The organism is Bacillus sp. FSL W8-0640 (assembly GCF_038007725.1).
In the GTDB taxonomy this organism is placed as follows: Bacteria; Bacillota; Bacilli; order Bacillales; family Bacillaceae_G; genus Bacillus_A; species Bacillus_A cereus.
Window position 1 is genome coordinate 2,605,958 of sequence record NZ_JBBOXT010000001.1, and the last position, 22,542, is coordinate 2,628,499.

A 22,542-nucleotide genomic window follows, 5' to 3' on the forward strand; every position below is an offset into this window, starting at 1 on the left:
TTATCCCCCTAATATTCATTTCTTCTACTCGTTAATTTTTAAGCCAACTTCAAGCCCATGGAGAAACACTTGATGATTATCCAAACATAAAAATTGCTGAATATCTTCAAATTTCATATGACCAACTGAACAAACCCCTAAATTTAATGTCTCAGCAACCATATTTAAGGTAGCAGTGATAATGCCTGACTCAATACAAGCAAATAAATATCCATCTGAACCGTATTTCGGGATGGAAGCGTTCGCATTATAAACCAAATAAACTGAGAAGGCAGATTGAGTAAATAAATCCTGATTAATTAACTCATGATCACTTTTGATTACTTGATCAATGTTGTTTACAATCACAAGACTATTTTTTGATGGGTTATAATAATAAAATCCAGCTTTCATATCCTCTATACGTTTTGGTTTTACATAAACAAAGATATCAATGGGATAGAGCCCGCCTGCACTTGCGTAATGATAGTATATTTTTTCTTCCCTAACCTGTTTTAGAGTTGATAAGAATCGGGAAAATTCCGAAAAACTAATATGTTTTTCCATATCAAATTGACGACAAGACCTACGTTCCTTGATTATAGTAGGTAGCTCATTTGTTGTTTCAAGTTGAATTTCGGTCGACCGTGCAGCAACGTGCGTGCGATTTAATTGTTCACTCATATACTTATCTAACTTTTCTTTAGAAAAGCGAATCTGGTTGCTATATGGATTTGAAAAAATCTTTTCTTGTGAAGAAAATACTTCTCTTGGGTGTAATATATTACTTACTAACACACGATTTTTTATCATGAGCTCTATGTTTTTTTGTGTCTCTTCTACATTTCCTAACGAAAAGCGCTCTACTAGTTCACTAATTTTCACACCTTTTTGAGCCATAAAATAAAAATCTGGAAACCACTCAGACAGAATACCTGTAAATCTCATTTCCCCTATCAAAACTTCATTATGCAACTTCTCCCAATGCTTAATCGGAGACCAGTAATAAATTTTCTCGCTCATATAACCCTCCATAAACGTTTAACTTATTTTTGAAATGCAATTTTCTAATTTACAAAAATTTTTTCGGATTCTGCTCCTTGTCTCATAGTGATTATAAATACATGCACTTTAACGAAACTTGAAAATAATGAAATAACTTTTTCTTCATTAAAATTTTTTATTTCATCATAAAAAATGATTTCTTTTTGGATATTTCACATCCTTTCCCATAGTAATCCTATAAGGTATAAACCATTTATAACATTGAGAATATTCATGTATTTCCAATGTGAAATTATTGTAATGGATTGGAGAGCGGTTGAATATAGTTATTAAATCAAATAATGTTGAGAAAGTTTTATTTATTATATCGATAAAATTTTATGATGTAATTTATTACAAATAGATTAAGAAAAGAGTTTTAAATTTTTCTTAATCAGTTAGTGTGAAAATATCACATACTATTACATACAATCGAGTTACTTACATTTCATATTCAAAATAGAGAAAAGACACCTTGAATGGTGTCTTTTCTCTATTTTAATTCCATATACTTTTTACGCCTTTGTTATTTTTAAACGATTTGTAGGAATTAATACAACTCGAACATCTAGTTCGTTATATGTGCGAATATATAATAAACATTATATGAATTACGAATGGATTTCAGGTAATTTTATAAATAAACTCAAAGATATCTTCTCCTCCTACTGTCACAAAAGAAATAATCTATTGCTTATTTCTTTTATTAAATTGTAATATAATTACAGTATGTGAAATTATATTACATTAACTTTAAAAACGAAGTGAGAATAATCTTCACTTCGCTTTTTTTATTTGCAATCCTTGTTAAATTTGCTCAATGCAGTATTTATTTCCACATTCTTCGCTTTTATTTAATCGGTTTCTCTGTTTTTAAGACAAATGAACTTAATGCAGGAACTTTAATTTTATTGTCATGGACAACATAAAGTGGTGTACTTCCCGCCTGCTTCCCATCTACTAGTACTTTCCAAGGACCTTTCGATGGAAGTGTTATTTCAACAGCTTCTCTATTTGCATTGTGAGCCACTGTAAAGTATTCATTTTTATTCCCCTCTATTGTATAAGCTACAGTATTTTTCGGAGCATCAATAAATGATACGTGTGTTTTTATTTGCTCTGCAGATGTCATTCGAAAAGCTGAGTACTTTTTGCGTAATTCTATTAAACCCTTCATATAATCTACTTCATTATTAAACGTTGCACGGCGCAGCCAATCCATCTGGTTAATTGAATCTGGAGATTTGTAACTATTATGATCACCGTATTTCGTCCGCATAAACTCTTGCCCTGCATGTAAAAATGGAATCCCTTGTGATGTTAATAAAATTGAAGAAGACAATTTGTGCATTTGTTTTCGCATTTCTTCACTGTCACCTGGATTAGTTAACTCAAGTTTATCCCATAATGTATGATTGTCATGTGCTTCCACATAAGTTAATACCTGTTCAGGATCTTGATAGGTAGACGAATTTGTATCATAGTCAATACCTGCTGTAATGCCTTTTTTAATACGATCTTCCATGTTTTGCTTTCCATTTACAAAACCATTTTCCTTTTCCTCAAATACACTACCTTTCAACCCATCACGTATATTATCGTTAAAATGAGCAATCCCTTTCATTTTCTCTGCATTTTTTTGATTTGCTTTCAACTCAGCTGCAAGAGGTGTATTTAAATCCCATCCTTCTCCGTGTAGTATAATAGAAGGGTCAATTTGATTAACAGCTTTACGTATTTCATTCATCGTTTCATAATCATGAATACCCATTAAATCAAAACGGAATCCATCTAAATTGTATTCTTTTGCCCAATATGTTACGGAATCTATCATAAATTTCCTCATCATTTTTCTTTCTGAAGCAGTATCATTTCCTACTCCAGTTCCATTTGCAAATGTTCCATCTTCATTGTAACGATAATAATAACCTGGAACTAACTTATGAAAATTAGATTCAGCAGCATTATACATATGGTTATATACTACATCCATCACTACTCGAAGATTATTATCATGTAGTGTTTGAACCATTTGCTTTAATTCAGTTATTCGAACAGTTGGCTCATAAGGATTTGTAGAATAGGAGCCTTCTGGAACGTTGAAATTTTTAGGATCATATCCCCAGTTATATTGCGGTTCATTTAAAGTCTCTTCATTTACTGAAGCATAATCAAATATCGGTAAAAACTGAACGTGAGTAACACCAAGCTCCTTTATATGATCAAGTCCTGTTTTTACACCTCCTGGCCCTTTTGTTCCTTTTTCTGTTACACCTAAATACTTCCCTTTCTGTTTAATACCACTTTCAGGTTGAATGGAAAGATCGCGTACATGTAACTCATAAATAATAGCATCTTCCGGATTTTTAAATTTTGGCTTTTTGTTTGCTTTCCATTTTTTCGGATTTGTTTCTTCTAAATTAACGACTGCACCTTTATCGCCATTTACAGAAGCAGCACGCACATATGGATCAACCGCTTCAGCCCACTTATCACCAATTTTGACCTTATACGTATAAAAGAGCCCTTTTTGGTTCCCCTTTAGTTCTGCTGTCCAAGTTCCCTTTTCACCTTGTTGCATGTTTATTTCAGCACCTATTTTATCGTTCCAGTTTTTATATGTAACTAACTTCGCTTCGCTTGCAGTAGGAGCCCATAAACGGAACTTTGTATGTTGCGGAGTATATGTATTTCCTAAATCGTTGCCACCATAATAAAATAAATTATCAAATTCTTCGCTACGAATGACTTTACCAATTTCAGTATTCGTATCAGCTAAGTTTTCAATTTTAACTTTGTATGTTTGTTTTAAATCAATTTTCTGTTCCGTAATTATTTTAACCTTATTAGTAATATCTCCACTGTTTGTATCATAAGGAGTAATATTTTTAATTTTAATGCCTTCAATTTCAATTTTCTTTTCCTTAATATGAAACGGGACATTAGTCGTTACAGTAATTTCATTGAAACTATCAATAGTTGCTTTTTGAATTGAGAGATCCGATGAAGGCTTAGAGTTATATACTTTTTCATCACCCGAAAGAATCCATACTTCAGCACGACCGTCCTTTATATTTTCAATCCAACGATCCCCACCATCTTTTTCCCATTCATTTGTTCGAACTATAAATCCTACACGATTATAGTCACCGTCTATTTTTATCTTAGCGTATTTTCCAAATTCATCTTCACCAGTAAATTCATAAGATGTACCATTTGCATTTTCTCCCCATAACCAAAGATTCCAGTCTTTTGTATTTCCAAGCTTTTCTTTGTAATGAATGATAATTTCAGTTGTTTTCGAATTTGAAACTGCCTTCACACTCTGAAAAGAGAAAACAGATGATAACATAACGATTAAAGTAAGTAATAAAACTGTTTTGTTAATTAATCTTTTTGTAATTTGCACCACATACACCCTTTCTTCAAATATTACTAACGATTTATTATGCTTTCACTGAATAACACTGCTTAAATTAATCTAGAAATCTCTTTTACTTCACCTCCATATTGACTATTTTCACGTATGTATTTCAATGACCTTTTTATTACGAAAACGTTTGCATTAATACTTAAAAAAATAGATTTGTTAATGCCTTCATATGTTTGTAAATGCTAAAAGATCAGGGAAATCATTTTAAAGCAATCGTTTGTTATCGCTTTCATTTTATAGACTTTCTATCAAGAGGTCAATATATTATTAATTTTCTGTTTTTATACACTTTAAACCTTATTTATTTGTCGCTACTTCTTAAAGAGAAAGCGCCTCATTATTGCTTAGTCAGTTTATTTTCAATAATACATTGCTACGTAAAAAAACAGCTAATATCCTTAAAATGACATTAGCTGTTTTTCATAATGTATTAATATATGAATGAGAACTATATTTCTAAATTACTTAATTTTTGCTGCATCAAATGCTTTTTGAACTGCTTGAACTTCAGCTGTATTCGCACCATATTTATTAGTTGCCACTCGAATACATGCTGATCTCAATTCTTTGAAATTAGAAGTCATGTTTAACTCATCTGTATTTGCATAATAGAAAATATCAAACATTTTATCTTCACCAATTCCTTTAACAGTTACTCCGTTATGAGTTCCGCCTTTCGCAATGAGATACGCAACTTTATTAATAATACTTGAATTAAAATGAACACCGCCTTGATCCCATCCATTAAAATCGTTAAATTCACTGTAATCATCTGGATAAGGTACTCCAAGTGAAGATGGAACAGAAGCTGGGTTTTCCATATCACGGAAAACAGATCCCGTTTGTTCTCCCATTGTCCAGTTGAATTTTCCATTATTTACGTATTTCTCAATAGATGTTCCCATAATATCAGATAATGCCTCATTAATCGCACCGGATTCTCCGTAATATTCAAGATTAGATTCGCTAGAAGTAACAGCGTGTGTAAATTCATGTCCAGCTACGTCATATGCTTTAACAATAGGATCGCCATATACAAGCATACTTCCATTATTAGCACTTAATGCATTCTGCCAATTTTTCGGATCATTCGTCTCTTCAGAATCCCAAGCGTGTACAACTGAAACTACTTTTTGTCCTTTATTATCAAAGCTATTACGCTTGTATTTATCTTTATAAAAATCAAATACTTTTGTTGCTAAGTAATGAGCACTTACTGCTTTCGGATCGTTAAATGTTGCCGAAGTACTAGTCGCTAATGTACCAGGATAATAGCTTTCTTCTTTAGTAATATCTCTGTAATTCACATCATATGTTTCAATGCCTTGCCCTCTTGTATAATCAGCAAGAGCATATTTGCCATTACTTTGTTTAGAGATACCAAATGAACGAGAAATACCTAAATCATCTTTTCCTGTTCCAGTTAATGATGTAAGACTGCTTTGTTTACTTTTCTTTAAAGCTCCAACTAGTTTGTCACTGGCTTTTAAGTTAGATTCTTGTACCATATTTTTTAACATATCACCATTTTGTGCATTTACTAAATAAGTACCAGAAACATAGTTTGGTGTTGCAGCTTCAAAGGTAACTTGGTATGCATTTTTAGCTTGTCCATTATTTTCATCAACAAAAATAACCTCTTTAACTTCCGGCTCAGAAATAAACTTGAGATCGTTTCCGTACTTCGTATAAATAAATTGTTTTGCTTCATCTTTTGATAGATTAATAGGTTTTTTCAATTCTTCTTGTTTTAAATTTTGTGCGCTATCACCTGAAACACTTTTAATAACACCATTATTATCTACGTGTGCAGTTAATTGATGTCCATATACTTCTTTTCCTTCGTATGTTTGTTGCATACGCACAAGTGTAGTTCCATCATACGAACCACGTTTTTGAAGAACTTTATAATCTACTCCTGCTTCTCCATTGACTTGTTTTTGGGACAGAGCTTGCTCTGTTTTCTCCTTAAGTGCATCCTTTACTACATTTTCTGGTGCCTTTTGTGACGGTTGTGTAAGTTCACCCGAACGGAACGATTCCTCTTGAATTTGGACTTGTAGTTGATCTGTTTCCTCTGCATGACCTACGCCATATGGTGCCACAGCTGTTAAAGCTAATCCTGTTGTTAATGCTACCTTAGTTAATGTCTTTTTGTTTTTCATTATTTCACCTCGTATAATTTTTGAAATAGAAAGCTTGTACAAAGTATACTGTCTATTTCTGTCGGAAAAAAGAGAAAATACGAAATTTATGTAACATTATGCAAAATTACATAAATTGTGGTCAATATTATAAATAATGAACGGAACACATATGTACATTAATTTGAATAAAAGAGAATCCTTATAGACGCTCATCCAATTGGTTAGTTATTAATTATCTATATTCATTCTAATAAAAGTATACTTACATCTAAATAACAACATAAAAACCCACTCTTTACTATTGTAAGAGTGGGTTTCATACTATTAAAATAACAATCACTATAAGAAACCTTATAATTTATATTTTTTTAGTAATCCTATTAAGTTTTTTATAAAATTCACCTTTTGTCTTTGCATGATTAAACTCATTTGGATTAATATTTGCTTTTTGTGAGAGTGCTACAATTTCTTCTTTTGAAATTGAGTCTTTCGTATTTATAGATGCTATATTTGTGTATTTTCCGTCTTCTGTTTTTGGAATTTCTAAAATCCCTTTATTCACGAGATCAACTACAGCCTTATGCTCTGAAGAATGTAAATCTACACCAGTAATTTTCCAATTACGCATAACTTTTGGAGTGTATACACCATTCTTTACCTCTTTTAAATATGTAATAGCAAGGTTACGAATGGTTCCGCCTGTTTCTCCAAATGCATTCTCTTGTTTAGATGACCAAATTTGTTCAAACTTACGCCCCTCTAAAGCTCCCCCTTTTGCCTGAAGAGCCTCCATTCTATATGCATTCATTCCCAGCGTCATAACATCGCTCGTTTTGATTGGTTTGTTTGTACGAATAGAGCGTAAATTTGTAATTCTACTTCCATATGGTTTTGTTAAGTCAATTTCGTATTTTACGCCTCCAAAGAAATCGTTCGTACTGTATTTAGATGCACGGCGGGTTTTATCAAAGCTAACGGTTACATCTCCGGCACGAGATGAGTTAAAATATCCTGCTGCCCATTCCATATAGTCTTTTAAATCTTTTCCAGAAATCTTATATACTGTAATTTCTCCCAAGGCATATTGGTAATTGTACGCAATATCTTTTTTCTTAATAGGACCTATATCCAAACGGGCATAATCATTATCAATTTGATGGGCTACTACATCTGCTTTACTGTAGTAGAGCATGACTTCATGAAAGAAATCTGATAAAGGTGTTTCTTGAATCTGAACACTTGGAATACCCTTTATTTCATTTTCAGGAACAAGATTTCTACCCTTTAATTGAGCGACTACAACATTTGCATCTCCTCTCGCATATTCGTGAAAAGGTGTTAATGTTTCTTCAAGTGTAGGATCAGATAATATCGTTGTTCCATCAGCATTTTTTACAGGTATAGCGGTAGCAGTTTTATTTTTTAAAGTCAACTTCCCATCTTGCTTTGTAAAAGTAAGGTCAATACGTGAAATATGCGTTCCATATTTATCTGGTTCTGTAATAATTACGCCATTTACAACTTCTTTTTTTACAAGTTTATGCATGTGAGCCGCAAAAATAGCGCTTAGTTCCGGACAAGCATTTGCAATATCTTGAACACCAGTACCAGGGATACCATTCTCATTTTCTAATCCCATATGCATAACTCCTACCATTACATCTACTTTACCTTCTAATTCCTTAATTGCCTTTTTCGTCTCTTCTACCGGATTTTTCACCACTAAACCATCTAAGTGATCTGTCCCTTTTTCAAAATCACTAATCATTGGTGTATTCATACCAATAATCCCAACTTTAATTCCACCTTTTTCTACAATTGTATATGCAGGAAGAAAGCGCTCTCCATTTTCCTTATAAATATTTCCTGCTAACGTTTTTCCCTTATATTGCTCACTAACTTTTTTCAATGTATCTAATCCAAAATTGAATTCATGATTTCCAAATGCCCAGGCGTCATATCCCATTGTATTCATCGCTACCATCATTGGCGATTGTGGTTTATCGTTGAATAATTCTACTGAGTTTCCTTGAATTGTATCCCCAGCATCTACTAATATGGTATTTAGATTTTCTTGACGGACCTTCTTTATAACCGTATAAAGCTGCGTCAAACTTCCACTCATATTTGCTCCATCAAGCGCATAATCCCAAGGCATAAATCTACCATGAATATCTGCAGTACCTAACAATGTGATATTAACTTCAGATTCCTCAGCCTTAGAGATAGGTGGTTTGACTATTACTGCTGTTCCAAGCAGTAATAGAATTACAAAGTAACATACATAGTTCTTCCATTTCATTTTTTGCATACTAATAATATTTCTCCCCTTTTTGTACTTTCATAAAGTTGCTTGAACTTTAAAAATGTAACTTATTATTCAGGAAACTTCAACTACAAAAGATAATTTTGAAGGTGGTTCTGTTGCAAAATAAAGAGAATAAATTGCATACATCTCCTAACAGAATTGTATTTTATCGTTTCCTGACAGAATACCCCTTCCTTAAGCGTGTGAAGAGTACTTTCAAAATAAGGACATATCATTCATCATCATAAAATCATTATTTCAATTTACTAAAATTCGCATATAAAATATGTTATGATGATTATTTTTTTGAATTTCATTGTCGAAGTATTTCCTTCTCAATGAAAATACTTCCAAAAAAATAACCCCGCTCTTCATTTAAGACGGGGTTACACTTATACAGAAAATCGGATAGTTTCATATTTTCTTAAGCTTATTGGTTACTTTCAACTAATTTCATTCTATTTTTGTTTTCTTCTGAATCAATATGAATCAACCGTTTTCCCTGTTTATAATACGCATCAATAAATAGGGAATGATTTTTACTTTTCAATTTCACAAAGTAATTTTATCTCTTTTATTTGTGAAATATGACGCTGTTCATGTAAATAAATCAGTTCTATCCACTGATCAAGGGATAATTCTCCAAGAGCTGGATGCATCACTGCTTTTTTCGCTAATATAGACTCATCTTCTATTGTACTCAGGAAACGCATCAATTCTTTTCTTGATTCGTTTAGCATATTGAGCATTTGCTCCACTTCAAATGGTTCTATACTTGGTTCAATCATTTCTGGAGCTATAAACTTTTTCGTTCTATCTAATAAAATAGTGTGAATTTCTTTACGCTCATTTTGGGTACTATCTAACTTTTTTAATCCTGATGAAATAACTGTTATAACTCTCTCATCTAATAAAACTAAATGATGACAAACTTGTGCAATACTCCATTTATCCTTATCTGGTTTCCTATTAAATTGAGCATCACTCAACAAATTAATTTCCTCAACTAATTGATCTCTCGTTTCATAAAACTTGTCATTTACAAATGTATCCATGTGGATTCTCCTTTCATTGCAACCTACATACTTAAATTCCTACGCTAGAAATATTATCTTCAAAAAAAGTTTTTCTTTCACTACTATTCCAATTTCATTTTAAAGCTACAAATGAAATTATTTGTTTTTTATATCTTTTTAATTGGCACAAATAAATTAACCTTTAACTTTCCGTCTAGATCTTCAGCAACATTATTTAAGCAAAACTCTAAATTATCTCTATCATAATCTGCATCATACTCACTATTTGGTAGCCACTCTGCATACATGTATTGATACGCTTCACTTAATTTATGAGGTTCATCATAGAACTGGTATAGACCATATGTACCTCCATCTAATCTTTTAAATTGCACATCATGATGCTTTTCTTTATCGAAGTTTTCAGGAATCGTAACACATGCATCATGCCGGCACTTATGACTTGCAACAAGTTCAGGATTATCTAATGATATTCCGATAAATGATTGCTCTGGTGGATAAAGTTTATTTTCAATTGACCAATTCAGTAACTTTCCCCAGTGATCTTGTGGTTCAAAGTAGCTACCAGTTCGTCTTATATATGCTACTTGTAATGGTGGGAATTTTTTTATAAAAACTTTCATTTACATCTTCTCCCCTATAAATATGTACACTGTTTATTTAGCTTTCTTTAAATATTTATTCCTTCTTAAATAAAAAGAATCCTCTAATCACATGAATTTTAATTGAAATACAATTGATTACTATTACTACTACTAAAGTAGTATGTACTTTCATACTTTTATTTGATTTTAAATTCTTTTTAAATCGATATATTAATTGTAAGAAAATAAAAAGGTGGAGGATTTTAATTGATTAAAGGAATATACGAAGCGCATTTACCAGTATAATGTCCTATCAATTTATCATTAAATAAATGTAAAAAATGACCCTATTTATTCATTTTTAATGCGTATGTATGTACATTTGTTAATTTATTCGATATATTATGGGTATTGAATGATTACGTGAAGTGTATAGGTCGCTTATATAACACCTTATATTTTTATATCCGTGAAAACTACAAAGTGTATGAAAATCCATTTGTCAAATGAATTTAGTGCGGAAGGAGGTTTGTGGTTACTTCATAGGGTATAATAATCAGTTTTTTACTGATAAAAATATAGGAGGCGACATAATGTTTCGTACGATTTCAAATTTCATGAGAGTAGCTGAGATAAGAAGGAAAATCCTTTTTACACTAGCGATGTTAATCGTTTTTCGAATTGGCACGTTTATTCCAGTTCCTCATACTAACGCAGAGGTATTAAAAGTACAAGATCAAGCTAACGTTCTAGGTATGTTAAACGTATTTGGCGGAGGAGCATTGCAACACTTCTCAATCTTTGCTGTAGGTATTACACCATATATTACAGCTTCCATCATAGTACAGTTACTACAAATGGATGTTATACCTAAATTTTCGGAATGGGCAAAGCAAGGAGAAATGGGCCGTAAGAAATCAGCTCAATTCACTCGATACTTTACAATCATTCTCGCATTCATACAGGCCATCGGAATGTCTTATGGCTTTAATAATATAGCAGGTGGACAATTAATAACAGATCAAAGCTGGACTACATACTTATTTATTGCGACAGTTTTAACTGCAGGTACTGCATTTTTACTTTGGTTAGGCGAACAAATTACCGCTAACGGAGTTGGTAATGGTATTTCGATGATTATCTTCGCAGGTCTCGTTGCCGCCATTCCAAATGTTGCAAATCAAATTTATTTACAACAATTCCAAAATGCTGGCGATCAGCTATTTATGCACATAATAAAAATTGTTTTAATTGGACTCGTAATTTTAGCGATAGTTGTTGGTGTTATTTACATTCAACAAGCTGTACGTAAAATACCGATCCAATATGCAAAAGCTGTTTCAGGAAACAATCAATATCAAGGAGCAAAAAACACTCATTTACCGCTTAAAGTAAATAGTGCTGGTGTTATACCAGTTATCTTTGCTTCTGCATTTTTAATGACGCCGCGTACAATTGCGCAGCTCTTCCCTGATTCAAGCGTATCAAAATGGTTAGTTGCAAATCTTGATTTCGCACATCCAATTGGAATGACACTTTATATCGGTCTTATCGTTGCTTTCACATACTTCTACGCATTTATTCAGGTAAATCCTGAACAAATGGCTGAGAATTTGAAAAAGCAAAATGGATATGTTCCTGGTATTCGTCCTGGTAAAGCAACTGAACAATATGTAACTAAAATTCTATACCGTTTAACATTTATCGGTGCAATTTTCTTAGGTGCTATTTCTATATTACCGCTCGTATTCACGAAAATTGCTACGTTACCACCTTCTGCTCAAATTGGTGGTACAAGCTTACTTATCATTGTCGGTGTAGCACTAGAAACTATGAAGACGTTAGAAAGCCAGCTTGTAAAACGTCATTATAAAGGCTTTATTAAAAAAGTGAATTAATTATCAAAAACACAGTTGGTTATTTTTTCAACTGTGTTTTTGATTTTATCAGTCCTGTAATATACAGGGCTATTGCTTTATTAAACTACATCTCCTTCTCTAATAACCGCCCTTTTTTGAAATAAGTCCGTAGTGTTGAACGATTGGCCAAAAATACACCAATCAATATAAGACAAGCCCCCATTCCCATTGTAGGATTTAAAGGTTCTCCTAAAATGATATATCCCACAATTATTGCAATTAATGGTGATACATATAACCATGTCGATGGAAATACTGGATTTGTTTTTGATAAGAGCCAGTAATATAATCCGTGTCCACCAATCGATCCGATAAATATGAGATATAAAATAGGCCATTGCACACTCCATGAAGTTAATACGGTTACATTTGGTTGTTCTACAATAATAGATGCGATTAGTAGTAAAATCCCTCCATAAAACATTTGAATACCGTTAATAAGAAATGGTGATACATTTGATAAATCTGACAGTATTTCTTTCGAACGAATAGAGCCTATTCCGTAAAATAACTCCCCTATAACTAACACAATACAAGCAATACTCCATATGAAACTTACTTGTTGATGCATTCCTGGTAAAGAAACAAATATAACACCTGCTAGTGCAATAACTAAAGCAACGAGTTGTTCCTTTTGTAATTTCTCCCTATTCCTCTTTGCTTGTATTAATAAAATCATCATTGGTCCCGTAGCAGAAAGAACAGCAGCTAATCCCGAAGAAATATATTGTTCTGACCAATATAAACTTGCGAATGTCATAAATGTTAAACAAAATCCAGCATACATAATGCGTTTTGAAAATATATGTGGCATAATTTCTTTTCGCTTTAATTTAAAAATAATCATAAGGATTATGCCCGCTAAAAAGAAGCGAATTCCTGCTGAAAACAACGGTGGCGCCCCTGCTTCAATTCCAATTTTTATCGTTAAAAATGTTGTCCCGAAAATAATACATACTAAAATGTAATTAAAAATGACCATTTTGCTTCCTCCTTTTTACTCTTAGAATGAGTATAGAGGCTATGGTGTATAACAGTGTATCGGTACATATAACAGTTACTTCAAGTTGTAGTTGATTCCCTATATATTTTTCGCTTTAATTAAGTTAAAAAGAAAAATAGGTGAACCTATGAAAATTGTATTGCGTAAAGAAACAAACATACCGTATTACAAGCAAATATATATGCAAATTGTTGACAGAATACAAAGTGGTATGCTTTCACATGGTGAATCTCTTCCTTCTTTACGTTGTATGGCCACAGATTTACAAATCAATGTATTAACAGTTCGTAAAGCGTATAAACAGTTAGAAACGAAAGGGTATATACGCATCGAACAAGGAAAAGGTGCTTACATATATAAACGGGTAAAGAAAGATTTCAAACCAATTCCGTATAAATGGCAACAAATGAAAACGATTAATGTTATGCGTTCTCAATATGCAATGAATAAGCACCGTAAATATTATAATTTTTCACAAGCAATTCTGTATCCTCGTCTGTTACCAAATCCATTTTTGGCAGATGAAATGCATAAATTGCTGGATAAAAATCCGATGTTGTTAGCAACTTATGGGCCAGTTCAAGGCGATTATGAATTGCGAGTTGAAATAGCAAATTACTTAAATGAACACCAGAAATTAGTGACAGACCCATCTCAATTATTAATTACAAGCGGCGCACAACAAGGAATTGATTTAATTGCTCAAACATTATTAAAACCTGGAGATATTGTATTAGTAGAAAGTCCATGTTACAGTGCTGCGCTTGATATTTTCATCAATAAAGGTGTTCAAATCATTCCCGTTTCTCTTGATAATCATGGAGTTCGCTCCGACTTAATTGATGATATTTGTCAAAGTAAAAATCCCGTTTTATTGTATACGAATCCCACCTTCCAGAATCCGACAGGTACAGTAATGAGTAAAGAACGAAGAATGGAACTTATAGAACTATCGGAGTTATATCAATTTTTTATTATTGAAGATGATTCTTTCGGAGAAATATATTTTGAGGATGCTATAATCCCGCCCCCAATCAAAAGTTTTGATAAGGATGGCCACGTAATATATATAAAAGGATTTAGTAAAACGTTAGCACCAGGACTGCGTATCGCGGCACTTATTGCCGATGGTCCTATTTTTGAATGGCTATATGCAGTAAAAGGTTCAATGGATATCGGTAGTCCTTTATTAACACAGAAGGCACTTCTACCGTTTTTACGTGCAGAACGTATGAAAAACCATTTAGAAAAATTACGTACAGCTTTACAAATGAGACGTGATTTAACAATTGATATATTATCGCCATTAAAAGAACTACACTTTGAAATACCAAATGGAGGTTTTAATTTATGGGTGACACTACCTGATTCGATAGATCCCTTTACCTTATTACAAAAAGCAAATGAAGTAGATGTCTCTTTTTTACCAGGAACAGCTTGTCTATTAAATTACGAAACAAATGATAACCAATTAAGAATTAGCTATTCAATGTTAAACGAGAAAGATATGGAAATTGGATTAGAAAAATTACACGATACAATACGAAACAGTATTTGTTAGAAGTAATATCACAATAGCTAACAATAAATAATACTCGAAAATGAAAATGTATAGTATGGGATATTATTTATTGTTGAGCTTTTTCGTTATTCTGAACAACCGGTTTTAAAACTTGTCTTTCTTTTAATTCTTCAACAATACCATATTGATCAATAACAATTGCTTTCATTTCCTCTCCTCCTTGCTGTTTATTTTAATAACATACAATTATTTCTCAAAATTTTTTGCCTTGAATTAACATATAATTATTTTTGGGGGTAATTATGCAAGAAGCATTATAAAGTGAAACTTTAATCAACCCTCGCCAATCGGGTTTTTTCGGGAAGTTGGTCCCCTCCCAACTTCTTTACTTTCCCTGAATTTTAAGATGGGACTCTTACTGCCCAGCAAATAGCGGGATGAATTCCACCACGAATCTTACACACATCTTAGAATCATCCAAAACTGTTTTATTGATCAAATTCAAAAGAAATGGGGCTAACTATATGAGTGAAAAGATGTTTAAAATAAACGGAATTGATATATGTACAGAAAGCTTTGGAAACCCTAAGAACCCTGCTATTTTATTAATTATGGGTGCTACATGTTCCATGGTTTATTGGGATGAAGAGTTTTGTGAGCTGTTGGCTAGTACGGGGAAGTTTGTTATTCGCTTTGATAACCGTGATGTTGGGCGCTCTGTTGCCTATGAACCTAGAACTTCCAATTACACAGTAACAGATATGGCTGAAGATGCAATTGGAGTACTAGATGCTTATCATATTGATAAAGCTCACCTATTTGGCATGTCATTAGGTGGTATGATTGCTCAAATTGCCGCTGTAAAACATCCCGAAAGAATTTTGACGCTAACTTTACTAGCGACTAGTGTAATAGGATCTGATGACAATACTCGCGATTTACCTCCAATGGATGAAAGGATTTTAACACATCATGTAAATGGCACAAGTATAGATTGGGCAAATAAAAATGATGTGGCAGAGTATTTAGTTTCAGGATCTCGTCTATTATGTGGATCAGAACGAATATTTGATGAAAATAGAGTTTATAAACAAGTAAAACAAGAAATAGAACGCGCAAACAATTTATTAAGTATGTTTAATCACGCTTTACTTCAAGGTGATGATGCATATGAAGGTGTACTTCAATCCATACAAGCACCTACATTAGTTATTCACGGAACAGACGATACAGCACTACCATTTGAACATGGCCTCGCACTAATTAATGAAATTCCAAACTCAGTACTATTAACCCTTAAAGGGGCAGGCCATGAAAACCATCCAGATGACTGGGAAAGCATAATTAATGCTGTTTCTAAACATACATCTAAAATTTAGATAAATAACTAATGGAAGGGTCACAAATTGTATTGTGCCCCTTCCATTTACAAACAAAACCCCATCACTGTATTCGTATGTATAGTGATGGGGACTTCTTATATTTTTCTATGTTTAAAAAAATGGACAATCTAATTGATCAACAGATTCCCATAATTTTTTTTTTGCATTTTCAGTGGATGTATTTGTGTCTAGTGTCATGTTTTTAAAAGGGTTTACTTCGACTTTTAATAAGGATGAAGGCTCCACATATAATGAGAAAACATGGCTGCTTGGTAAAGCTTTAGAAACGTCAATATCTCCTACTTGTTTAAATAGTTGCTGCGCAGCAAAGAAGAAGAAATTAGTTGGATTTGATTGTTTATTCAGCCACGCAAGCATTTCAGGTGATACCGATTTATGAATATTGATTTTTACTCGATCACCACGTTTATATCGCCTAGATCGCATACTTCCACCAACTAACTTATCGTTAAGTTTGTAAATCCTAACTCTTTTTGCTTATGCTCTCTATATTTTGGCGAACAAGTATAGACTAATAATCCTCGTGCATTTGTAAATAACGGATTATCTACAAAGATTACATTTTTGAGTCGTCCTTTTTGCTTTAAAATCATTTTTAAACTGTTTTTAATAATTACTGCACCCCCGCCATAAATAAACACGTATGGATCGTCTTTCATATCATCAATTTTATTTATAATATCTGTTGCAACACGCGCTGCTAAACCTAATAGCGCTGGCTGTGATTCCTCAACTAATAATGTATTTCTCGGATGCTTATCATTTAAATAAATTTGATTGAATTCTGTAATGCTATCAATCGTTTTAGTTGGATACTTCCGGTTCCATCTCGTAATGATTTGTAGTAACGTCTCTTTTACACCATAAGATAAACCTTTACTTAGTTGCGGACGGAAATTCACCCCTAATGAAACGACTTCTTCTGTCGTCCCTGCGCCAATATCAAAAGAGAGTAGAGTTTTATCTACAAAATCAATTTCAGAAACTTGATTTTGCTCACATTCTATTTTATGTTTCACAACATTTCCTTCTTCATCGTATACAATGCCCCACGTCCCAGAAGCACCCTCAGGTAGGCATTTACAATACTCAATTGAAACATTAATTGTCACATCGCGTCCGTTCGGATAATGGAAAATAACCTTATGATTTCCCATATAACGTTTTGCATTTTCAGCAGCTATTTCTTGTGTAATAAGCTGCATAGGAAGAGCGACAGATAAATCATAACGAATATTAATATGGCTAGAAGTTGGACTTTGACGCATAGCGCTTACCGCCAAACCTGATAGTATTGTAATAACCATTAACTCATCCGTTGACTTATTTGATTTCTTCTCTACCTCAGTACCTTTTAATTGATCTTGAATGACTTTTTCTCCAACGATGTATCGTACATTATTTAGCATTAACGATGGCGAACTTATAGTCACATCAATGTGGTTTTCTAATTCAGATAATGAAACATCTACCTCATCTAAGAGTCCTGTAGGCTCACCTATATATAAAGAATAAATACTCGGAATAAAAATAGGGTCTTGCCCTTTCACCATTAACTTCAAACCGTTGTTTCCTGCATCTGCACCAGCTTTTAAAAGTATAGACATAACTACCCCCTAAATTAATCTGACATCCCTTCCAAATATATGCGAGCCCATTCTTTTACATTCAAATGTATTGTAATTTTTTATTTATCATAGAACTAAAATATTACATACTTACATATTTCGTGTAAAAAGTATTTGACATGATACTTTTCCAATTTTATACTTATATTTGTAAAGAGTTTTTTACAATCGAGGGGGCAATTATTTATTGAATACTAAAAAAACTATTTTTATAATCATTGTTTTAGCATTAATTGCAATACTAGTACATGGCACATATAAATACATAACTGAAGGTTCTATTTTGGGCGGTACGATTTTTGCTATTTCGTTAATACTTAGTAATTTAATTAATTACATTACTTGGGGAGATCCCCACGGTGTATCAGAAGAAAGTCAAGATGAAATGGGACAACAAATTACATATAAAAGCTTTAAAATTGCATATTTTGTGCTTGTAATTGTAATGTTCCTTATATTAATCTTCTCTGAAGGATTTTCTATGGGGGCTAATTTAGATGGAGTAAAAAACCTCCCTCTGTTCATCGCAATTTGCTCTTCCTTCTTTATTTATCCTATTGTCGAACTCGTAGTTGCAAAACAATATAAATAAAAAGATGAGGTTTTCTACATGTAGAAAACCTCATCTTTTTATATTTACATACCCTCTACAATTGCTTTTAATTTGTTCACAGTCCGCCAATTCCTAACTGTAGCTGGTGTATGTAACTTCTGAAACTGGTTCATTAATTTAGAATTTCGAATGCTATTTTTGAAAAACAAATAAACGACTTTCTCATCTATATAGCAATCTTCAAGTTCACTTTTAAATATAAGCAATTGACTACTCTCTTCTTCAGAAAGTACATTCGCTAAAAAAGCAACATGAACACTTTCTCCTTCTAACAATGAATGAACTTCATACGGACATTGCTTAATAATATTTATAAATTCATCATGTGTTCTTAGCATGACTGGAACATCGAAATCAAATTCATTTTTTATTTCCGTTTGTATTCGGTCTTTTAGAAAGTTTATATCTTCCTCAGATTCGAACACGATATTACCACTTTGTATATACGTTTTCACTTGTTTTAACCCTATTGATTCAAACACTCGTTTTAACTCAGCCATTTTGATTACTTTATGTCCACCGACATTGATTCCTCTTAGTAATGCAATATAAAGTGTCATACTATTCCCCCCACAATAAAATGAACTTATCAATTGAATCGATTTCCCCACTCATATTTCTCGGATATTTGTTTTAATTCTTCTAACATATCATGAATAGATAATACCTCAAATAAAATAATATACTCACTTGAAAAATGGTGATGATAATGATTTGGTTTATAATCTTTTAAATCATTTTTATAACTCCAAGTTGAGATATTAAAAAATTCACAAACTAACACTGTAAGAAAAACTGCAATCCCAGTTTTAATCACTCTTCCCCCAACGATATTCCATTTTCTATCTTGATTTATTTTTTATATCCTTCATTTCTATTTCATTATATATATATATATAATGTATATTATTAAAATAAAAAAACCTACTACATGAATATTCAAGAGTAAGTTTTCTATCTCATTATTTCATTATAGACAAATGCATTATTATTTGTTGGCCTATTGGTCCCATTCTTCTAAAACCTTTATCTTGGAAGCCGACTTTTGCATATAAATTTTGTGCAGGAATATTTCTTTCATTCACAGCAAGTACAACTTCATTTTTTATTGGAAAATAACGTTTTACAAACTCTTCTAATAATAACAATGACTTTTTAGCGAATCCTTTTCTTTGTCTATTGTGATTAATAGAAAATGATGTTAAAAGTAAAGCATCCTCATTATCTGTGAACTCCTTTACTCTATCTCCCGTTTCCAATGCAAAAAGACCCACCGGTACCCCATTGTAATCTAAAATAACAATCACATTTTTTGTACGATCACTTTTTGCTTTCTCCAGTAATGCGCTTGGATCTGATGTAAACTGAACTTGTTCACTTGGTAAAGTAAATGTTTGTATAACTTCTTTATATTTCTCCTTATACGGAACTAATTGAATTTCCCCTGTGTGTATGTTCATGCTAAACTCTCCCATTTTTTAGCTTATTAACTTATACCTTGCTGTGCTTTTGAATGCACTCTTCCATCTAAAAAGGTAATTTCAACAAATGAATTTGGATTGTTCCCTTTCCAAGCAAAAATTTGTTTAATTTGTGTAGAATGTTCTACCCCTTCTTCTATAAGTAAATCTCCTTCAAAACCAATTAAATCTTTCACTTCTGTATAAGTCATCCCTTCATTTATACTCGAAAAATGATTTATATTGATAGACTCTTTCTGTTGCCTTTCCATCACAGTAGAAGAAGTTGCTGTTTGATTTTTCACTTCTTTTCTCTGTTCACACGCTGTCATACTGAAACCTAAGCATAAACCAAACAATATACATGCGCTTTTTTTCATCATAACAGTTGTCCCTCCCATCATAATTAAACCATATTTTTCCTTAAAAATAAACTGAATATTTAATATTATATTTAAAAACCTCGTACAATTAAGTACGAGGCTAATTTCATTTATTCAAATGATTATTTGATTGATCATTCTGTTCTTTTCTTAACTCTTGTTCTTCATCTTTTGGTAATTGTTTATCATTATCCTTAATTGGATTCGTTTCTCTATTTTCTATCATATCATTTGGAACTTGTGGCATTACTCGGCCCACAATAGCGGCTAATTCATCTAGTATACCTTCACCTGTTTTTCCTTTTTTAATTTGCTTTCCAATTTGTTTGAGCCGTTCATACGTATCAACATCTGCTACAACGACTGCATTAGCACCGTCAGGGTCATTTTTTAAACTTTCTGCAACAGAGTATTTAATTGATTCAACTCGAGTTCGATCAAGTTTTGCTTTTACATCAATACCTACAATAGCATATTTTCCAACAACGACCGCGGTTGCATCATTCACACCTGGCACACTTGCCGCTAAAGATGCTAAATGATCTGCTGCTTTTTCATTTGGCTTATTTGATTTATTCGTATAATTAACATTTTTCATTGAAACATTTTTTTGTTCCGGTTTTTCGTTTGGATTGTCTTTTTTTCCAATACTGCATCCAGTTATAACGAAGCAAAGCATCAATATATATATTAGAGTTTTCATTATTTTCACCACTTCACTATTAAGGTTTAATCATAAATTTTTTCAACAGCTTGCATTTTCTTTACCTTTTCCTCGGCCCCGCTATTAGCATTAATGAATATTTGGTACGTATCTTTTCCTAAAGTGCCTACAAATTCATAGCAAAGCACTTCATTATGCAAATCATTGACTACTAAAGCTTTACGTTCTTCCATGACTTTTACATCCGGATTGATTTTCTTTCTTGCTTCTGCTGCAGTTAGCTTTGCCGATGGAACTGTTCGCTTTTGATGTGACGCTAAATATTCTTTTGCGGAGAACCCAACGATAGAACCATCATCTAAAGCAATTTTCATTTGGATTGCTTCTGGATAAATTCGTACTCCATTTTCATTTACTACATACGTAAATACACCAACATTATCATATTGAGAGCTATCATAAAGCTCCATATTATTAAACTTATGGTCCTTTAAAAATTTCAAACCTTTACTACCTGCATCGTTTAAACTAACTTTCTGTTCTTTAATTTCCCGGTTATTCATAACCCAAATTGGATATCCGCCTTTTCCGGTAATATCCATATAGAACTCGTTGTTCGTTGCTTCATCTTTAATTTTCACACTATAGAAGGATTCTTTCGCACCTTTTCCGCTTTTCTCAACATCTACTTTTTCATTTCCTTTTAAATTCAAAAACGATTTGGCAATTTTCGCCGCTTCATCTTTAGAAATTGCCTTTCCTTCCGCTTCAAATCCGCCTTTTTTATTTTTTTGCGCACTTGTAAAGGTCGGTCCGAAGTTTGTAGAAGAATATGATGTTACGTTTTTCTCTACAGTTTTCAATCCATCAATAATTGTGTTATCTGCTGGATCGCGATTTGATGCAAGTGCCATTTCTACATCCATCCAGCGTAAATTATTTTTCAAAACAAGATGTTGTACTTTTCTTAGTTCATCTTGTATATTTCCTGCATTTGAATATAAAGTTTGCAACGTTTTATATTCTTGCTCATTTAACGGTTCTTTTTCTAAATCACGAATGGCTGCACGGTAACTAAAATCACCGATATTCGCTAAAAATTCTTCCGTTTTATTAAATGGCATTAATGTTAAAGGAAGTTGCCCTACATCTGAGCGAGCTTCAGATGTTAAACGCCATACATCCGCTAATGCAGGTGATAAAGATGATCGTGAATTCATCGCAAGTGTTGTGCCAATTTTATCGTGTAATAAATCGACTTCGTATGCTAAATCATGGAATGCACGTTGATAGCTATTTTCCGCTCGAATTAAAACTGCATTTTTCTCTTGGTGCTCTTTATAGCCCCAATAGCCTGTTCCTACTACACCGACTGTTAATAATACAATGATAATACCTCGTAACATTGTCCCACC

General features: G+C 32.6%; 18 protein-coding genes. 4 read left to right on the forward strand and 14 right to left on the reverse strand.

Annotation, left to right across the window (positions count from 1 at the left end; translation table 11 throughout):
• Nucleotides 1–24: 24 nt before the first annotated feature.
• The 6 genes from N2V80_RS13480 to N2V80_RS13505 form a co-directional block, all read right to left on the reverse strand.
• Complete coding sequence (locus tag N2V80_RS13480; RefSeq protein ID WP_033667158.1) at nt 25–1,002, reverse strand: SagB/ThcOx family dehydrogenase; 978 nt, start codon at nt 1,000–1,002, stop codon at nt 25–27.
• Between the two features lie 871 nt (nt 1,003–1,873).
• Nucleotides 1,874–4,432, reverse strand: a complete 2,559-nt coding sequence (gene pulA, locus N2V80_RS13485) for a type I pullulanase (protein WP_061655552.1) — start codon at nt 4,430–4,432, stop codon at nt 1,874–1,876.
• A 485-nt stretch (nt 4,433–4,917) separates the two neighbouring features.
• Nucleotides 4,918–6,621 carry a M4 family metallopeptidase gene (locus N2V80_RS13490; protein WP_000791453.1) on the reverse strand — a complete coding sequence of 568 codons (1,704 nt, stop codon included), beginning with the start codon at nt 6,619–6,621 and terminating at the stop codon, nt 4,918–4,920.
• Between the two features lie 340 nt (nt 6,622–6,961).
• Nucleotides 6,962–8,914, reverse strand: coding sequence for a bifunctional metallophosphatase/5'-nucleotidase (locus tag N2V80_RS13495; RefSeq protein ID WP_061655553.1), 1,953 nt, complete (start codon nt 8,912–8,914; stop codon nt 6,962–6,964).
• Between the two features lie 536 nt (nt 8,915–9,450).
• Nucleotides 9,451–9,966 carry a DinB family protein gene (locus N2V80_RS13500; RefSeq protein WP_000379370.1) on the reverse strand — a complete coding sequence of 172 codons (516 nt, stop codon included), beginning with the start codon at nt 9,964–9,966 and terminating at the stop codon, nt 9,451–9,453.
• A gap of 128 nt (nt 9,967–10,094) precedes the next feature.
• Nucleotides 10,095–10,571, reverse strand: a complete 477-nt coding sequence (locus tag N2V80_RS13505; protein WP_061655554.1) for an AraC family transcriptional regulator — start codon at nt 10,569–10,571, stop codon at nt 10,095–10,097.
• Between the two features lie 554 nt (nt 10,572–11,125).
• On the opposite strand from N2V80_RS13505, the gene secY reads away from it, so the two are divergent.
• Nucleotides 11,126–12,430, forward strand: coding sequence for a preprotein translocase subunit SecY (gene secY / locus N2V80_RS13510; RefSeq protein WP_048567620.1), 1,305 nt, complete (start codon nt 11,126–11,128; stop codon nt 12,428–12,430).
• A gap of 85 nt (nt 12,431–12,515) precedes the next feature.
• On the opposite strand, the gene N2V80_RS13515 is transcribed toward secY, so the two are convergent.
• On the reverse strand, nt 12,516–13,433 hold the full coding sequence (locus N2V80_RS13515) for a DMT family transporter (protein WP_000234333.1): 918 nt from the start codon (nt 13,431–13,433) through the stop codon (nt 12,516–12,518).
• A 148-nt stretch (nt 13,434–13,581) separates the two neighbouring features.
• Between N2V80_RS13515 and pdxR the strand changes: the two genes are divergently transcribed.
• Together pdxR and N2V80_RS13525 are read left to right on the forward strand one after the other, a co-directional pair.
• Nucleotides 13,582–15,015: a MocR-like pyridoxine biosynthesis transcription factor PdxR gene (gene pdxR / locus N2V80_RS13520; protein ID WP_000706791.1), complete on the forward strand. Its 1,434-nt coding sequence runs from the start codon at nt 13,582–13,584 to the stop codon at nt 15,013–15,015.
• A gap of 485 nt (nt 15,016–15,500) precedes the next feature.
• The gene (locus N2V80_RS13525; protein ID WP_001291320.1) at nt 15,501–16,355 is read left to right on the forward strand and encodes an alpha/beta fold hydrolase; all 855 of its coding nucleotides are present in this window, start codon (nt 15,501–15,503) and stop codon (nt 16,353–16,355) included.
• Nucleotides 16,356–16,469: 114 nt separating this feature from the next.
• Here the strand turns inward: N2V80_RS13525 and N2V80_RS13530 are convergent, their stop codons facing one another.
• Nucleotides 16,470–16,805: a hypothetical protein gene (locus N2V80_RS13530; protein WP_001257760.1), complete on the reverse strand. Its 336-nt coding sequence runs from the start codon at nt 16,803–16,805 to the stop codon at nt 16,470–16,472.
• An 11-nt stretch (nt 16,806–16,816) separates the two neighbouring features.
• Nucleotides 16,817–17,986 carry a ParM/StbA family protein gene (locus N2V80_RS13535; RefSeq protein ID WP_000025622.1) on the reverse strand — a complete coding sequence of 390 codons (1,170 nt, stop codon included), beginning with the start codon at nt 17,984–17,986 and terminating at the stop codon, nt 16,817–16,819.
• Between the two features lie 208 nt (nt 17,987–18,194).
• Here N2V80_RS13535 and N2V80_RS13540 point away from each other — a divergent pair, with 208 nt between their 5' ends.
• Nucleotides 18,195–18,599, forward strand: a complete 405-nt coding sequence (locus N2V80_RS13540; protein WP_001093143.1) for a hypothetical protein — start codon at nt 18,195–18,197, stop codon at nt 18,597–18,599.
• Between the two features lie 44 nt (nt 18,600–18,643).
• Here the strand turns inward: N2V80_RS13540 and N2V80_RS13545 are convergent, their stop codons facing one another.
• From N2V80_RS13545 to ypeB, 5 genes are all read right to left on the reverse strand, one after another.
• Nucleotides 18,644–19,180 (reverse strand): DUF1697 domain-containing protein, encoded by a 537-nt coding sequence (locus N2V80_RS13545; RefSeq protein ID WP_000177395.1) that lies wholly within the window; start codon nt 19,178–19,180, stop codon nt 18,644–18,646.
• Between the two features lie 402 nt (nt 19,181–19,582).
• Nucleotides 19,583–20,095 (reverse strand): GNAT family N-acetyltransferase, encoded by a 513-nt coding sequence (locus N2V80_RS13555; protein WP_002061531.1) that lies wholly within the window; start codon nt 20,093–20,095, stop codon nt 19,583–19,585.
• 11 nt (nt 20,096–20,106) lie between these two features.
• Nucleotides 20,107–20,463, reverse strand: a complete 357-nt coding sequence (locus N2V80_RS13560; RefSeq protein WP_000976435.1) for a hypothetical protein — start codon at nt 20,461–20,463, stop codon at nt 20,107–20,109.
• A 106-nt stretch (nt 20,464–20,569) separates the two neighbouring features.
• Nucleotides 20,570–21,166, reverse strand: a complete 597-nt coding sequence (locus N2V80_RS13565) for a YhcN/YlaJ family sporulation lipoprotein (RefSeq protein ID WP_000854054.1) — start codon at nt 21,164–21,166, stop codon at nt 20,570–20,572.
• 26 nt (nt 21,167–21,192) lie between these two features.
• Nucleotides 21,193–22,533 carry a germination protein YpeB gene (ypeB, locus tag N2V80_RS13570; protein WP_000943727.1) on the reverse strand — a complete coding sequence of 447 codons (1,341 nt, stop codon included), beginning with the start codon at nt 22,531–22,533 and terminating at the stop codon, nt 21,193–21,195.
• Nucleotides 22,534–22,542 lie beyond the last annotated feature (9 nt).

Coding starts and splice junctions, on each gene's coding strand:
- N2V80_RS13560 (WP_000976435.1), bottom strand. CDS start 20,463: ATGATGAAAAAAAGCGCATGTATATTGTTTGGTTTATGCTTAGGTTTC.
- N2V80_RS13525 (WP_001291320.1), top strand. CDS start 15,501: ATGAGTGAAAAGATGTTTAAAATAAACGGAATTGATATATGTACAGAA.
- N2V80_RS13545 (WP_000177395.1), bottom strand. CDS start 19,180: ATGACACTTTATATTGCATTACTAAGAGGAATCAATGTCGGTGGACAT.
- N2V80_RS13565 (WP_000854054.1), bottom strand. CDS start 21,166: ATGAAAACTCTAATATATATATTGATGCTTTGCTTCGTTATAACTGGA.
- N2V80_RS13515 (WP_000234333.1), bottom strand. CDS start 13,433: ATGGTCATTTTTAATTACATTTTAGTATGTATTATTTTCGGGACAACA.
- N2V80_RS13530 (WP_001257760.1), bottom strand. CDS start 16,805: ATGCGATCTAGGCGATATAAACGTGGTGATCGAGTAAAAATCAATATT.
- N2V80_RS13535 (WP_000025622.1), bottom strand. CDS start 17,986: ATGTCTATACTTTTAAAAGCTGGTGCAGATGCAGGAAACAACGGTTTG.
- pdxR (WP_000706791.1), top strand. CDS start 13,582: ATGAAAATTGTATTGCGTAAAGAAACAAACATACCGTATTACAAGCAA.
- N2V80_RS13505 (WP_061655554.1), bottom strand. CDS start 10,571: ATGAAAGTTTTTATAAAAAAATTCCCACCATTACAAGTAGCATATATA.
- N2V80_RS13490 (WP_000791453.1), bottom strand. CDS start 6,621: ATGAAAAACAAAAAGACATTAACTAAGGTAGCATTAACAACAGGATTA.
- N2V80_RS13500 (WP_000379370.1), bottom strand. CDS start 9,966: ATGGATACATTTGTAAATGACAAGTTTTATGAAACGAGAGATCAATTA.
- N2V80_RS13555 (WP_002061531.1), bottom strand. CDS start 20,095: ATGGGAGAGTTTAGCATGAACATACACACAGGGGAAATTCAATTAGTT.
- N2V80_RS13480 (WP_033667158.1), bottom strand. CDS start 1,002: ATGAGCGAGAAAATTTATTACTGGTCTCCGATTAAGCATTGGGAGAAG.
- N2V80_RS13495 (WP_061655553.1), bottom strand. CDS start 8,914: ATGCAAAAAATGAAATGGAAGAACTATGTATGTTACTTTGTAATTCTA.
- ypeB (WP_000943727.1), bottom strand. CDS start 22,533: ATGTTACGAGGTATTATCATTGTATTATTAACAGTCGGTGTAGTAGGA.
- secY (WP_048567620.1), top strand. CDS start 11,126: ATGTTTCGTACGATTTCAAATTTCATGAGAGTAGCTGAGATAAGAAGG.